Annotated in this window: 11 protein-coding genes, 1 pseudogene and 1 riboswitch; of the genes and pseudogenes, 6 read left to right on the top strand and 6 right to left on the bottom strand. The window is 59.4% G+C overall.

Annotated elements, in window-relative coordinates:
- Positions 1-60 precede the first annotated feature (60 nt).
- Genes M3A44_00295 through M3A44_00285 form a run of 3 tightly spaced genes read left to right on the top strand, consistent with a single transcriptional unit; the run spans position 61 to position 3,444 of the window.
- Positions 61-819: a pteridine reductase gene (locus M3A44_00295; protein MEQ6340111.1), complete on the top strand. Its 759-nt coding sequence runs from the start codon at positions 61-63 to the stop codon at positions 817-819.
- Positions 820-849: 30 nt separating this feature from the next.
- A complete protein-coding gene (locus M3A44_00290) occupies positions 850-2,031 on the top strand; it encodes a hypothetical protein (GenBank protein MEQ6340110.1) in 1,182 nt (393 codons plus the stop codon).
- A 15-nt stretch (positions 2,032-2,046) separates the two neighbouring features.
- A complete protein-coding gene (locus M3A44_00285) occupies positions 2,047-3,444 on the top strand; it encodes an RsmB/NOP family class I SAM-dependent RNA methyltransferase (protein ID MEQ6340109.1) in 1,398 nt (465 codons plus the stop codon).
- A 19-nt stretch (positions 3,445-3,463) separates the two neighbouring features.
- On the opposite strand, the gene M3A44_00280 is transcribed toward M3A44_00285, so the two are convergent.
- From M3A44_00280 to M3A44_00270, 3 genes are read right to left on the bottom strand one after another with little or no spacing between them, the layout of a single operon-like run.
- Positions 3,464-4,786, bottom strand: a complete 1,323-nt coding sequence (locus M3A44_00280; GenBank protein MEQ6340108.1) for a TolC family outer membrane protein — start codon at positions 4,784-4,786, stop codon at positions 3,464-3,466.
- 15 nt (positions 4,787-4,801) lie between these two features.
- The gene (locus tag M3A44_00275) at positions 4,802-5,122 is read right to left on the bottom strand and encodes a rhodanese-like domain-containing protein (GenBank protein MEQ6340107.1); all 321 of its coding nucleotides are present in this window, start codon (positions 5,120-5,122) and stop codon (positions 4,802-4,804) included.
- A 48-nt stretch (positions 5,123-5,170) separates the two neighbouring features.
- A complete protein-coding gene (locus tag M3A44_00270; GenBank protein MEQ6340106.1) occupies positions 5,171-5,812 on the bottom strand; it encodes a protein-L-isoaspartate O-methyltransferase in 642 nt (213 codons plus the stop codon).
- Positions 5,813-5,959: 147 nt separating this feature from the next.
- Positions 5,960-6,058: riboswitch (TPP riboswitch) on the top strand.
- Between the two features lie 106 nt (positions 6,059-6,164).
- Here M3A44_00270 and thiC point away from each other — a divergent pair.
- The gene (thiC, locus tag M3A44_00265) at positions 6,165-8,039 is read left to right on the top strand and encodes a phosphomethylpyrimidine synthase ThiC (protein ID MEQ6340105.1); all 1,875 of its coding nucleotides are present in this window, start codon (positions 6,165-6,167) and stop codon (positions 8,037-8,039) included.
- Positions 8,040-8,089: 50 nt separating this feature from the next.
- Positions 8,090-8,485: a YkgJ family cysteine cluster protein gene (locus M3A44_00260; protein MEQ6340104.1), complete on the top strand. Its 396-nt coding sequence runs from the start codon at positions 8,090-8,092 to the stop codon at positions 8,483-8,485.
- Positions 8,486-8,547: 62 nt separating this feature from the next.
- Here the strand turns inward: M3A44_00260 and cysK are convergent, their stop codons facing one another.
- The 3 genes from cysK to M3A44_00245 all read right to left on the bottom strand — a co-directional run bounded on the left by cysK (position 8,548) and on the right by M3A44_00245 (position 12,485).
- Positions 8,548-9,465 carry a cysteine synthase A gene (gene cysK, locus M3A44_00255; GenBank protein ID MEQ6340103.1) on the bottom strand — a complete coding sequence of 306 codons (918 nt, stop codon included), beginning with the start codon at positions 9,463-9,465 and terminating at the stop codon, positions 8,548-8,550.
- A 189-nt stretch (positions 9,466-9,654) separates the two neighbouring features.
- Positions 9,655-11,388, bottom strand: a complete 1,734-nt coding sequence (gene recJ / locus M3A44_00250) for a single-stranded-DNA-specific exonuclease RecJ (protein MEQ6340102.1) — start codon at positions 11,386-11,388, stop codon at positions 9,655-9,657.
- Between the two features lie 44 nt (positions 11,389-11,432).
- Positions 11,433-12,485, bottom strand: coding sequence for a hypothetical protein (locus tag M3A44_00245; GenBank protein ID MEQ6340101.1), 1,053 nt, complete (start codon positions 12,483-12,485; stop codon positions 11,433-11,435).
- 233 nt (positions 12,486-12,718) lie between these two features.
- Between M3A44_00245 and M3A44_00240 the strand changes: the two are divergent.
- A pseudogene (locus M3A44_00240) lies at positions 12,719-14,611 on the top strand (potassium transporter Kup).
- The last annotated feature ends 59 nt before the right edge of the window (positions 14,612-14,670 follow it).

Genomic DNA, 14,670 nt, shown 5'->3' with positions numbered 1-14,670 from the left:
TTACCATTATGAGAGGCGCGCCAATCCTTTAGAAAATCGCGGGCGTAGTATACTTGAAAGATGACTAGCCATAATTGTGAAGACTTAACCGGCAAGGTGGTGCTTATTACTGGCGCAGCCCATCGCATTGGCGCGGTTACCGCGCGCAGCCTGCACGAGGCGGGCGCAAATCTGGTGCTGCACTATCGCTCATCTTCCGACACCGCTCACGCGCTGCGGGATGACCTCAACGCCCGCCGCGCGGGTTCGGTGGTGTTGATGCAGGCCGATCTGCTGGATACGTCCAATCTACCGCGTCTTGTGCAGTATGCCATGGACACGTGGGGGCGGCTCGACGTGCTGGTGAATAACGCCTCCAGTTTTTACCCCACGCCGGTGGGCGGCGTCACTGAAGCACAGTGGGATGACCTGACGGGCACCAACCTCAAGGCGCCGTTCTTTCTATCCCAGGCCGCCGCACCCTATCTTGCGCATCACCATGGCTGCATCGTCAATATTGTAGACATCCACGCCGACCGCCCCCTCAAGTCGCACCCGGTGTACAGCCTGGCCAAAGCGGGGCTGGTGATGCTGACCAAGTCCCTGGCGCGTGAGCTTGGCCCCGATGTACGCGTCAACGCGGTGGCGCCAGGCGCCATCCTGTGGCCGGAAAACAGCATGGACGAGGAGACCAAGCAGCACATCCTCTCCCGCACCGCGCTCAAGCGCCAAGGCCGCCCAGAAGATATCGCCAAGGCCGTGCTGTTCCTGATCCGCGATGCGGCGTATACCAGCGGGCATGTGCTTACTGTGGACGGCGGGCGGTCTTTGAGCATTTGACGGCTTTTTTCGTGGATAACTGAGTTTTTTATGATGAAAGCTACACACCTCGACTTGCTTCTGGACATCCTCGCCCAGCCCACTGCGCCCTTTCGTGAGGAGCATGTTATCGCTACCGTGACCCGCGTTCTGGAGCAGGCAGGGGTGCCCTTTTTTGCCGATCCGCTGGGTAATCTGGTGGTCGGTGCGGCATCGCGCGCCGAATACCTGCGTCTGGTGCGGGGAGAGCGGAGCGAGGGGCCAAGCACGGAGCCGTTGCGGGTGTTTATCGCGCATATGGATCACCCGGGATTTCACGGCGTGGAGTGGCTAACCCCACGCCGTCTCAAGGTGCAATGGCATGGCGGCGCGCCGGTCAAGCATCTGGCAGGCGCATCGGTGTGGCTGGCTGATAGCCAGGGCTGGGCGGGATCGGGCACGCTTGCCCGCGTTAAGCTCACCGCCTCAAAACGCACCATCGACACCGCCGAAGTCCACATAAATGCCCCACTGGATTTACCTGCCAACACACTGTACGGCGGCTTTCGATTCCGTGCCCCGGTATGGCGCAGCGGCAAAAGACTCTATACCAAGGCCGCCGATGATCTGGTGGGCGTATTTGCCATTGTTGCCACCGCGCTCGCCTTGTTCAGCAAGCGTCGCGCTGCACAACCGCCGCCGTTCCTGGGGCTGCTCACCCGCGCTGAAGAGGTGGGCTTCGTCGGTGCCATCGGCCATTTCGAGCTTGGCTGGCTCGCCCAGAGTCAGGGGCGGCGGCCCGTGGTGTGCGTGAGCCTGGAGGCCTCCCGGACACTGCCCGGTGCGCTTGTAGGCAAGGGCCCCGTGGTGCGCCTGGGAGACCGGCGCACCGTGTTCAACCCGGACGCGCTCAAGGTGCTCGCGGACGTGGCGGAACGGGTACTGCCCGGTGGTCATCAGCGCCGCATTATGGATGGCGGCGCCTGCGAAGCGACCGCCGCGACCGCCTATGGCTTTCCCTCCGTCGGCATCTCGGTACCGCTCGGCAATTACCACAACCAGGGCTTCGAAGGCGGTCCCGATTGCAAACGGCCCGACGGCCCGGCCCCTGAGTTTGTTCATCTGGATGACATCGCAGGCGAGCTTGATCTATGCCGCGCCCTCATGAAAACCGGCCTGCCGTGGGACGACCCCTGGAAAAAACAGCGCCAACTTCTTCAAAAAAACCTGCGTCACTACCGTAAACTATTGTAAGACACCCACATACCGATGAAACACCGCAAAAACACCACTTCCACGCCCCCCCGCCATACGCAAATCCAGCAAGCCATCGAGTTGCTGAACATTGTCCTTACCCAAGGCGGACGCCCCGCCGACAAGCATATGGAGGCATACTTCCGTCAGCATAGAAACATGGGTGTCCGCGACCGGGGATTCGTCGCCGAAACCGTCTATGGCTGCCTGCGGCGACGGCGTTTTCTGGAATATCTCGCGCAGGACACCTCAAGCGAGGCGCTAATAATGGCCTACCTGCTGGCAACGCAAGGCTGGAGCGCGCGGGCGCTCACGGAAGCGGGGTTTTCGGTAGACACCGACGCAGATGAGGGTGCTAGTGCCACAGAAGGCCGGATACCGGGAGCAGCCAACGCACAAGGAAGTGCTAGTGCCGCAGGAGGCCGGACGCCGGGAGCGGCCGACGCACTGGCCACTCGGGTACGCACCTTGGATAAATCGTCCCTCCCGCTGGAAGTGCGTACTGATCTGCCCGACTGGTTGCTCGAACGGCTGCTTGCGCATCTCGGTGAGTCCGAAACCATTGCCTTGGCCGATGCCCTCAATCAACCCGCCACTCTCGACCTGCGCGTCAACACCCTCAAGGCCGACCGCGACACCGTGGCGCGGCGTCTCGCCGAGGAAGGCTTTCCCGCCGAACCAACCCTCTATTCGCCGACGGGTCTGCGGCGAAACGAGCGCACACCGTTATTCAACAGTGCCAGCTTCAAGGAAGGTCTGTTTGAGATCCAGGATGAGGGCAGTCAATTGCTGAGTCTGTTGCTCGAACCCCGGCGGCGCGAGATGGTGGTGGATTTCTGTGCCGGGGCGGGGGGGAAGACCCTGCATCTGGCCGCGCTGATGGCCAACACCGGCACGCTGTACGCCTTCGATACGTCGCCAAAGCGACTGGAAGGCATGAAACCCCGTCTCATCCGTGCCGGACTCGACACCGTGCGCATGATCACCATCGCCCACGAGCGAGATGTGCGCGTGCAGCGGCTGCATGGCAAGATCGACCGGGTGCTGGTAGATGCCCCCTGTTCCGGCACCGGCACGCTACGGCGCAACCCGGATATCAAATGGCGCGAGATCAACCTGGCGGAGATCATCGCCACCCAGCAGCGCATCCTAGCCGCCGCCGCGAAACTGCTCAAGCCCGGCGGGCGCCTGGTATATGCCACGTGCAGCCTGCTGACAGAGGAAAACGAAGATGTCGTGAGCGACTTCCTCGCACAAAACCCCGACTTCCACGCTTTGCCCGTCCAAGACATTCTGGCGCGTCGACAGATCCATATCGACAACAGCAGCGGCATGGACGGCGCGCTGCGCCTGTATCCCCACCGCCACGGCACAGACGGGTTTTATGCGGCTGTTCTGGAGAGGGTAAAGTAACCCTGAAAATGGCAGTTACTTACTTCAGCCAGCCATTAACCTGCTCAAGATCGGCCAGCGAGATCATCCCTGCGGCCTGTTTCAGGCGCAGGGTGTTGATCAGATAGTCATAGCGTGCGCGCGACAAATCGCGTTTGGCGCGGAATAAATCGCGTTGCGCATTCAAAACATCAATAGTAGTGCGCGTGCCAACCTGCATCCCAGCCTCGGTGGCGTCCAGCGCGCTCTGGTTGGACACCACCGCCTGCTTCAGCGCGCCGACGCGGCTGATACTGGAGGTGACATTCAGGTAGCTGTCGCGGGTCTGGCGTGAAGCGGCGCGGGTTTGCTGTTCCTGGGTTTCCTTGGCCTGATTGAGACGGTATTGCGCCTCGCGGATGCGCGAGTTGACCGCGCCGCCCTGGTAAAGCGGCACGCTCAGTTGCAAGCCGATGGCGCTATCCAGCGTTTCTCTGGCGCCGAAAGCCCCCCCGGAGAATTTTGAGTAGCCGTGGCTTACCACTGCGTCTACCACCGGATAATGGCCGGAGCGCTGCAGGTCAATAGTTTGGCTGGCGACATCGGTGGCGGCCTGGGCTGATATTAGCTGAAAGTTCTGTTTGAGCGCCGTATCTACCCATGTCTCAACGTTCTGCGGGTCGGGGGAGGCCAGCGGTATTTGTTCAGTCAGGCCGCGCAGGGATTCGGGGAGCGTGCCAGTGACCTCACGCAATGCCTCGCGGTTGCTGGACAGGCGGCTTTGCGCGTCAACCTCCTGGCTTACAGCCAGGTCAAAGCGGGCCTGGGCCTCGTTCACATCCGTGATGGCTACCAGTCCCACGTCGAAACGTCGTTGCATCTGCTCCAGTTGGCGCCCTATCGCCTCTTTTTCGGCGCGCGCGAACTCCACTGTGTCGGAGGCCGCCAGCACCTCGAAGTAGCGCTCCGAGACCCGCAACAGCAGCGCCTGCTGTGCCGCGTTATAATCCGCCTCGGCCTGGCGGGTGCGGGCGTCCGTCTGACGCAACTGTACATAATAATCGCGGTGATAAATGGGCTGGTTGAGGTTGAGGGTCAAACCTTCGTTCGTGGAATAGAACGTGCCGGAACGGCCAAAAAAACCGCCGCTCAAAAACTCTTGCCGGTTGCGCGTGAGATTGGAGTTGAGACTCAGTTGCGGGCGGAACAGTGCCAGACGTTGATTGCGCGTCTCCCCCACTGCCTGCCATGCCGCTTCAGCGGCCTTGACCTGCGGGTCGCTGTCAGCCGCGAGGCGATAGGCGTCGAGCAGATTTTCCGCATGTGCGCTGGAGCTAACCGCCAGCAGCATTGCAATCAGGAGCGGCAAGTTTTTTTTGGTCATGGGGAGGGCTGCTCTTTAGTAGGTAGGCATGCTCGGATCAACCTCACGCGCCCAGGCGGCGACGCCGCCGGTCAGGTTGACGATTTTTGTGAATCCCCCCTGCTCCAGGTAGACAGCCACACGCTGGCTGCGCATCCCGTGATGGCAGATGACGATGGTTTCCTGCTGTGCGTCGAGATCACGGTAAACGGCGGGTACCTGTGCCATGGGGATATTCCGCGAGCCTTCGATATGGCAGGTTTGAAATTCCCACGGCTCACGTACATCCAGCAGCAAAGGCGCCGGATTGGCGTGTTCAAGGTACTCTTTAAGTTGGGTGGCGGTGAGGTGATTCATGGCCATGCTCCACTATATATTAGTGATTAATTATATTCTAACTACTGCTTAGAATACAAATTGGGGCGGTTGTTCGGCATGCAGCAGTACCGGGATGCTGCTTTCAAATAGGCTCTCCCGCGCCCCGCCGTGAGTGACGAGAATTGCCTCCATCACGGGCGGTTCGCCAACGATTGCCACCATGCGTCCGCCGGGCTTCAGCGCACTCAGAAAAGATTCCGGCAGCACCGGAAGCGAGCCGGTAATAGCTATGACATCATAAGGGCCGTGTTTATCCCACCCCCTGACAGCGTCGCCGGTTTCCAACGTCACGTTATGGATGCCGTGTTCGGTGAGCGCGCGTTGCGCACTCTGTGTGAAATCAGCGATGATGTCCACGCTGAACACGTGCTTGCCCTGCTTGGCCAGCAACGCCGTGAAATAACCGCTGCCTGTCCCGATCTCCAGTATAATGTCAGTGGGTTCGATGGCCAGCGCCTGTAACAGCCGCGCCTCAACCTTGGGTTCCATCATCACCTGGCTGTGGCCAAGGGGGATCATGATGTCGGCAAATGCCAGGTCGCGGTAGTGCGCGGGGACAAACTCTTCACGCCGGGTGCTCGTGATCAGGTCAAGAATGCCAGTGTCCAGCACCTCCCATGTACGGATCTGTTGTTCGACCATGTTAAAGCGGGCTTGTTCTACGTCCATCCTTATCCACCATTATTCTGACTTAGAGGCTAAACAACTAGGTTAAGCGGTTTGAATGCCGGACACAAGGCGCATTCGGCTTGCAAATTGTAGCCACATAATATAATTTTGGGCTAAATTCGGCTAGCAGGGGTTATAGTACCCCTGCGTGCCTGCTGGGGGTGCCTCGTATCAGGCGAGGCTGAGATATACCCTTTGAACCTGATCCGGTTAATTCTGGCGTAGGGAAAGCAGTATCACAATGAATTCTCGCCTGTGGCGTCTGTTCACGGCCTTTCACGTTTCCTTTCCTGCGCTTGTTTCCGAATACTTTTATGTTTTCGCCGGATCCTTTTTTGTAGAGGAACAGATGATGAGCGCCATACCAAAAGATTTTTTAAGTCAAACCGCCCGCGTTAGCGAAGATGCTGTGCGACCTTTTCCGAATTCGGAAAAGGTCTATATCACGGGCAGCCGCCCCGATATCCGTGTGCCGATGCGCAAGATTTCCCTGTCGGACACGCCCGCCAGCTTTGGCGCGGAACAGAATGCGCCCGTGCATGTGTATGACACCTCGGGACCCTATACCGATCCCAAGATGAACATTGATTTGCGCGTAGGGCTGCCTGCATTACGTGCCGGATGGATTGAAGAGCGCGGCGATACCGAGGCGCTGCCTGGCCTCACCTCCACCTATGGCCAGCGCCGTGCGCAGGATCCCAAGCTTTCCCATCTGCGCTTCGAACATATCCGCACGCCGCGCCGTGCCAAAGCGGGCGCCAATGTTAGCCAGATGCACTACGCCCGGCGCGGCATCATCACGCCCGAGATGGAATATATCGCCATCCGCGAAAATCAGAAGCTGGAGTTGGCGCGCGCTCAAGGGTTGGTGCAACACCCTGGCGAATCGTTCGGCGCAGACATTCCGCAGGTCATTACCCCCGAGTTCGTACGCGACGAAGTGGCGCGCGGACGTGCCATCATCCCTGCCAATATCAACCACCCCGAACTGGAGCCGATGATCATCGGCCGCAACTTCCTGGTAAAAATCAACGCCAACATCGGCAACTCTGCAGTGAGTTCCTCCATCGAAGAAGAAGTCGAAAAAATGGTGTGGTCCACCCGCTGGGGCGGCGATACGGTAATGGATCTATCTACCGGCAAGAACATCCATGAGACGCGCGAGTGGATCATCCGCAACTCGCCCGTACCCATCGGTACCGTACCCATTTACCAGGCACTGGAAAAGGTGGATGGCCGCGCCGAAGACCTGACCTGGGAGATCTTCCGCGACACGCTGATCGAGCAGGCCGAACAGGGCGTGGACTATTTCACCATCCACGCCGGCGTGCTGCTGCGCCATGTGCCGCTCACTGCCAAGCGCGTCACCGGCATCGTCTCGCGCGGCGGCTCGATCATGGCCAAGTGGTGCCTGGCGCACCACAAAGAGAATTTTCTCTATACCCATTTCGAGGACATCTGCGAAATCATGAAGGCCTATGATGTGTCCTTCTCTCTGGGCGATGGCCTGCGCCCCGGTTCCATTGCAGATGCCAATGATGCCGCGCAATTCGGTGAGCTGGAAGCGCTGGGCGAGCTGACGCAAATCGCCTGGAAGCACGACGTGCAGACCATGATCGAAGGCCCAGGCCATGTGCCCATGCACCTGATCAAGGTCAACATGGAAAAACAGCTCAAAGAGTGCGGCGAGGCACCGTTTTACACCCTCGGGCCACTGACCACCGACATCGCCCCCGGTTACGACCACATCACCTCTGGCATCGGCGCCGCCATGATCGGCTGGTACGGCTGTGCCATGCTGTGCTACGTGACGCCCAAGGAGCATCTGGGCCTGCCTGATAAAGAGGACGTGCGTACCGGCATCATCACCTACAAGATTGCCGCCCACGCCGCCGACCTCGCCAAGGGCCACCCTGGTTCACAGGTGCGCGACAACGCGCTGTCCAAGGCGCGCTTCGAGTTCCGCTGGGAAGACCAGTTTAACCTTGGCCTCGACCCGGAGCGCGCGCGCGAGTACCATGACAAGACCTTGCCCAAGGACTCCGCCAAGATTGCCCACTTCTGCTCCATGTGCGGCCCGCAGTTCTGCTCGATGAAGATTACCCAGGATGTGCGCGACTATGCCGCGAAGCACGGCATGGATGAACAATCCGCCGTACAGGCCGGCATGGCGGAAAAGTCGCAGGAGTTCAAGGCGCAAGGGGCGGAGGTTTATCGTAAAGTCTGATTATCGATGCGGGGCGAACCAGGTGTTCGCCCCTTTCCATGGAAAATATTATGGCCGCTGTCATCCCCATTTACCCCGCAATTCCGTCCGAGCTCAAGTGCGGCTATTGCACCAACTCAAAGTGCTGCACCTACATCACCCAGCACATCACCACCCCGCGCTCCAAGCACGACTTTGACCACATTCTGTGGCAGGTGTCGCATCAAAACGTCAATGTATATAAGGACAAGGACGGCTGGTACCTGCTGGTAAACAATACCTGCCTGCATCTCCAGCCCGGCGGGCGTTGTGGCATCTATGAAATACGGCCCGAGGTGTGCCGCAATCACTCCAATAACTATTGCGAATACGACGCCCCCGCAGAGGATGGCTTCGAGCTGTTTTTTGATGGCTATGAAGCGTTGCTTAAATACTGCAAGAAACGCTTCAAGAGTTGGGGGAAATAGTTGTAGGCCCGCGCGGATCTCTAGCAGGGTGCGCATGGCGCACCCTGCTTCATGTTGACTATCTACGCGTCAAACAGTCCATCAACCGACAGGTAGCGTTCGCCGCTATCGTAGCAGAAGGTTAATGCGCGACTGCCATCGGGCATGTCCGGCAGTTTTTGGGCAACTGCGGCAAGGGAGGCGCCGGAGGAGATGCCGATGAAAATGCCCTCTTCCTTGGCGCAACGGTTAGCGAAACGAAATGCGTCCACATGATCCACCTGGATAATGCCGTCCAGAATCGCCGTGTTGAGAATTGTCGGCACAAAGCCCGCGCCGATCCCCTGGATAGGATGCGGGCCACGCGCACCGCCGCTGAGCACCGGAGATCCGGTTGGCTCCACGGCGAACACCTTGAGGTTGGGGTTTGCCTGTTTCAATATCTCGGCGCAGCCAGTGATATGGCCACCCGTGCCAACACCCGTAATAAGGTAATCAACACCTTCAGGAAAATCGGCCATGATCTCGCGCGCTGTGGTTTGGCGATGTATCTCGGGGTTGGCTTCATTTTCGAACTGTTGCGGCATCCAGGCGTTCTTCGTTTCGGCCATGAGTTCATTTGCGCGTTCGATAGCGCCGGGCATTCCCTTTTCTTTTGGCGTGAGCACCAACTGCGCACCGAGGGCAGACATGTAGCGGCGCCGCTCGATGGACATGGATTCGGGCATCGTCAGAATCAGCCGGTATCCACGCGCCGCCGCCACCATGGCCAAGCCGATGCCGGTGTTGCCGGAGGTCGGCTCAATGATCACAGTATCCTTATTGAGCAGTCCTTTGCGCTCGGCCGCGTCTATCATGGCAAGGGCAATGCGATCCTTGATACTACCGCCGGGGTTCGCGCGCTCCAGCTTCATCCAAACCTCTGCGCGGCCATCAAACAGCCGATTGATGCGCACATGCGGGGTTTGACCGATAGTTTCCAGAATGTTAGCCGCTTTCATGGTTTCTCTCTCTAGGATATATGTGGATTCTGAGCCGGTATGGTGGAGGAGCTTTGCCCCTGCTTTATTTTATATACCGCCGCTGTTGATTAGTATAGGACAGCCAAGTAGGGCAGGCACGTTTTTTATGCCGGCAAGAGTGATGCCCAGATATTGGAAGAGGCGGGCTGTAGGAGCCGTCTAACACCCCTACTCCGGCCCCACAATGTGCTCCACAATCAACTGCACGCTGCGCCGCCCCTGGTACTCATTGACATCCAGCTTATACGCAATGTGCGATTGCTGTGATCCCTCCAGAAACGCTGCCGCGTCGCTTGCGTTAAAGGCGATTGCATCGAATATCCGCGCATCGCCCGCTATTTTGAGCACCATTTTAAGGTGTTTTTCGCCGACGATGCGCTGATTCACGACCTGGAACTGGCCATCGAAGATAGGCTCGGGAAAGCCCTGGCCCCACGGGCCGCCATTGCGCAGGGTCTCGGCCAGATCCAGGCTGATATCGCCAGCGGACAGCTCGCCGTCGCTGAGGACGATGCCTTGCAGTGCATTATCACCCAACTGGCGGCGCACTTCTTTGTCAAAGGCCTTGCTGAAGGCGTCATAATGTTCGCGTTTGAGGGTCAGGCCAGCCGCCATGGCGTGGCCGCCGAATTTGCTGAGCAGGCCGGGGTGGGTGGCGGCAACGGTGTCGAGCACGTCGCGGATGTGGATGCCGGGGACCGAGCGTGCCGACCCTTTGATCTCGCCAGTTTTATTAATGGAGGCGAGGGTGAAGGCGATCACGGGGCGGTGCCAGCGGTCCTTGATGCGTGAGGCGAGGATGCCGATCACGCCTTGGTGCCAAGATTCGTCAAACAGGCACAAACCGGCAGGAAGCGTTGCGCCGTCGTCCATAGGCAAATCGGCAAGGGCCGTAAGTGCCTGGTCCTGCATCTGTGTTTCGATGCTGCGGCGCTCGCGGTTGAGCTGGTCAAGTTGCCTGGCCATGGCCTGCGCCTCAAGGTCACTCTCCGTCAGCAGGCATGAGATACCCAACGCCATGTCATCCAGTCGGCCTGCGGCGTTGAGCCTTGGGCCGACGGCAAAGCCCAGGTCGCCCGCGCTGATGCGGTCGCGCGGCCTGCCCGCCACCTCCAGCAATGCACGGATGCCGGGGCAGCACGCGCCTGCACGGATGCGTGCCAGCCCCTGTGAAACTAGGATGCGATTGACATGATCGAGCGGTACGACATCGGCAACTGTGCCCAGCGCCACCAGGTCGAGCAGTTGCGCGAGGTTCGGCGCGGGGATGCCGCGACTTTCGAACCAGCCCGACTCGCGCAACCGCGCACGCAACGCCAGCATCACATAGAAAATCACGCCCACACCCGCCAGATTTTTACTGGGGAAGCTGTCTCCCGGCTGGTTGGGGTTGACGATGGCATCCGCCTCGGGCAGCACCGGCCCAGGCAAGTGATGGTCCGTGATCAGCACCTGCATGCCATGCCGGCGCGCCGCGGCCACGCCGTCGACACTGGATATGCCGTTGTCCACCGTGATGAGCAGATCAGGCTCCTGCTGTGCCGCCACCGCGACGATCTCCGGCGTGAGGCCATAACCAAACTCGAAGCGGTTGGGCACCACAAAGCGCACATCGTTTGCCCCCAGCAGGCGCAGGGCACGTACCGCCACCGCGCAACTGGTCGCGCCATCGGCGTCGAAATCCGCCACGATCAGGATACGCTTGTTGTCACGCAGCGCCGCGCACAATAAATCGACGGCAGGTTCGATACCGCGTAGCCGTGCGGCGGGTGGTAGATGTTCCAGCGATTTTTCCAGCTCTTGTGCGCAAGACACGTGGCGTGCGGCATAAATGCGCCTGAGTGCCGGGTGTATTTCCGCAGGCAATGCGGCGCCGTCAGCGGCAGCACGCCTGACGATGATCTTTTCTTGATGTTGCCCTTCGGGGTAATTCTCACCAACTTTTTTCACAGATAGATTTCCAGGGAACGTCGCCGCTTCCAGAAGCGGCGCAATGATGACGGGGTGATACGATACTTTCGGCCATCGGCAGGGAGAATATCCAGCGCACATATATCACGCCGTTTCAAGGCATCCAGCAAGGGTGAAAACCAGTTGTCAACGAGCCGCTCCATCGCCTCGCCCCACGCGCTGACATCGCCGTAAAGGGCCGCGCCGTATGCCGCATCCAGCACCATCAGGTGTGCACCGGGTGCAGGGTTGTGCTCCAGCCACTGATTTGCGGAAGCAGGGATGGCGGAATGAGAGGTGCCCGCGAGATGCGACAATCCCGTTGCTACCGGCTCGTCGCTCCACACATGGCTCCACCGTGCCGGTATATTGCGGGGCGCTTGCCCACCGCCCCAGAACCACACGCTGTTGATGGGGGCGCCGCCGCGCGCTATGCGGGCCTGATTCACCGGGCTGGCATGAAACAGCATTTGCACCTCGTTGAGCACGGTATGCCAGCGCCTGCCCCGTGCGCCAGAGGGCAGAAAGCCATCAATACTGCGGCCTAAAGCCTCGCGCAGATCATAGGTGCGGATGTGTGGATCTTCAGGCAGGCGCAGATACCAACGTTCAGGGTGTGGCGCTTCGAGATGCCAGCCATCCGGCGAAAACAGCGCGTTAAACTCCGTTACCAGGCTGTCTGCCTCGGCTTGGGTAATCTTCAATGTTTGACTGTCGAACAGTATCAAATGGGCTTGATCGGCGCGCAGATGCACCGGATCGGCACGTAGCCAGAAGGCATCGGATCGCTCCCCGACATCCGCCGCCCGCGTCACCGCCGCCACCGGCAGATCCTGCGCCGGATCGCGCTCCACGTCGAACAGGTGAAACAGCGTTGCCTCCAGGCCTTTGGCGGGGATATCTTCCGCGACGGCGCGGGCAAGCAAGGTCTCCACTGCAACGCAGTTGAGATTGGCGAAATCCGCAGCACGCAAGCCCGGCGGGCCGAACAGGCCAGGAGCGAGTATGGTCAGGGTGTTTATGCCCTTCAGGGCAGGTGAGTTTGTCATGGCGTTATTGTAAGGCAAAAGGGACGTGCCCATCGCAGATCCACGCATTCCCTTTAAACAACCATCCGGTTACAACCATAACAACGACCGCATATGTTTTCACCGGCAAGAAAAGCAGGCTTCTCGAAAGCCCCTCCGGTCAAAAGTGCTTGCGCTACGCTCCAGCCAAAGCGATACAATGCAGGGTTACTCTATACGAGTGCCCAGCCCACCTACCGTTGCCCCATGGATTTATGATGCCAGTCAATAACCCTCACGCCTCCCGCCAGCGCGACACGCTCCCTCTCATGGTGGGTGCGATGGGTGTCGTCTATGGCGATATCGGGACGAGTCCACTTTACGCCATGAAGGAGACCTTCGGCGGCATCCATGCGGTCGCTCCTGAGTTGGACAATGTGTTCGGCATACTTTCCCTGATCTTTTGGGCGCTGGTGATTGTTGTCTCTCTCAAGTATGTGGCGTTCATCATGCGGGCCGACAACAAGGGCGAGGGTGGAATCATGGCGCTCATTGCCCTGACGCAGCGGGCCACCTCAACCAGTTTCCGCGCGCGCTGGCTGCTGGCGTCGCTGGGCCTGTTTGGCGCGGCCTTATTCTATGGCGATGGCATGATCACTCCCGCGATTTCGGTGCTCAGCGCCGTGGAAGGCCTGCAAATCGCCGCCCCCGCGCTGGAGCCCTAAGTAATTCCCGTGGCGCTGGTAGTCCTGGTGATATTGTTCCTGTTTCAGCGCAGAGGTACCGCAGGGGTCGGGGCGCTATTCGGGCCGGTCATGGGTCTCTGGTTCGCAACCCTCGCCGTGCTCGGTGTTGTCAATATTGTTAATTTCCCCCAGATATTGGCGGCTGTTAACCCCGCCTACGCCGTCGAGTTCTTTCTTCATAACAAGTGGCAGGGATTCCTCGCGCTGGGCACGGTGGTGCTAGCGGTGACCGGCGCCGAGGCGCTGTACGCCGACATGGGGCATTTTGGCAAAAAGCCCATCCAGGTCGCATGGTTCTTCCTGGTTCTGCCCGCCCTGCTGCTCAACTATTTCGGCCAGGGTGCGCTGCTTATCCACGACCCATCCACCGCGCGCAATCCCTTTTTCATGATGGCCCCCTCCTGGGCCCTGTATCCCCTGATCGCGTTGGCGACGGCGGCTACGGTTATCGCCTCCCAGGCGGTGATCTCCGGTGCCTTCTCGGTGACGCGTCAAGCCATCCAACTCGGTTACGCGCCGCGCATGGAGATGCTGCACACCTCCGACAAGGCAGCGGGGCAGATTTATCTGCCCTTCATCAACTGGAGCTTGCTCATCGGCATCGTGGCATTAGTGATCGGTTTTGAGTCTTCGAGCAACCTGGCCGCCGCTTACGGTATCGCTGTAACCGGAACCATGGCGATCGACACTATCCTCGCCTTCGTTGTGGTGAGCACGTTGTGGGGCTGGAACTGGATTGCCGCTGCGGCGGTCATGTCGTTTTTTCTTGTGGTCGACCTTGCATTCTTCGGCGCAAATGCCCTGAAAATCGCTCACGGCGGCTGGTTTCCTCTGGTCATCGCCGCCATCGTCTTCACAATCCTGGCGACATGGAAAAAGGGACGCGAAATTCTTATTGCCCGCCTGAGCGCCGAAGCGATGGCGCTGGCCCCCTTTCTGACGACGATTGCTGCTCACCCACCGATGCGCGTGCCCGGTACTGCGGTCTTTCTTACCGCGAGCTGCGAGGGCGTGCCTCACGCCCTGCTGCATAATCTTGCCCACAACAAGGTGCTGCACGAAAAAGTGGTATTCCTCACCATCGTCACCGAAGACATCCCCTACGTGTTTGCCCAAGACCGTTTTGAGGTAGAGCCGTTGGGCAACGGCTTCTTCCGCATCATCCTGCATTTCGGTTTCAAGGATGACCCGGACGTACCCAAAGCCCTTGCCCGATGCGAACCGTTGGGACCGCAATTCAACATGCTCGAAACCTCTTTCTTCCTGAGCCGTGAAACCCTCATCGCTACACGCATACCAGGAATGGCGCTATGGCGGGAGAAGCTATTCATTGGCATGGCGCGCAACGCCTCCAGCGCGATGACCTTTTTCAAAATCCCAACTAACCGCGTGATCGAATTAGGAGCGCAGGTGGAGTTGTAAAGTCTGTAGGCCCAATCGTCGGAGGGATAGGAGGAAGGCGTAGCTGCCTATTTTTCGGA

The sequence above is a fragment of the Gammaproteobacteria bacterium genome (assembly GCA_040183005.1).
Lineage (GTDB): Bacteria > Pseudomonadota > Gammaproteobacteria.
This window is presented reverse-complemented; position numbering and strand designations above follow the sequence as displayed.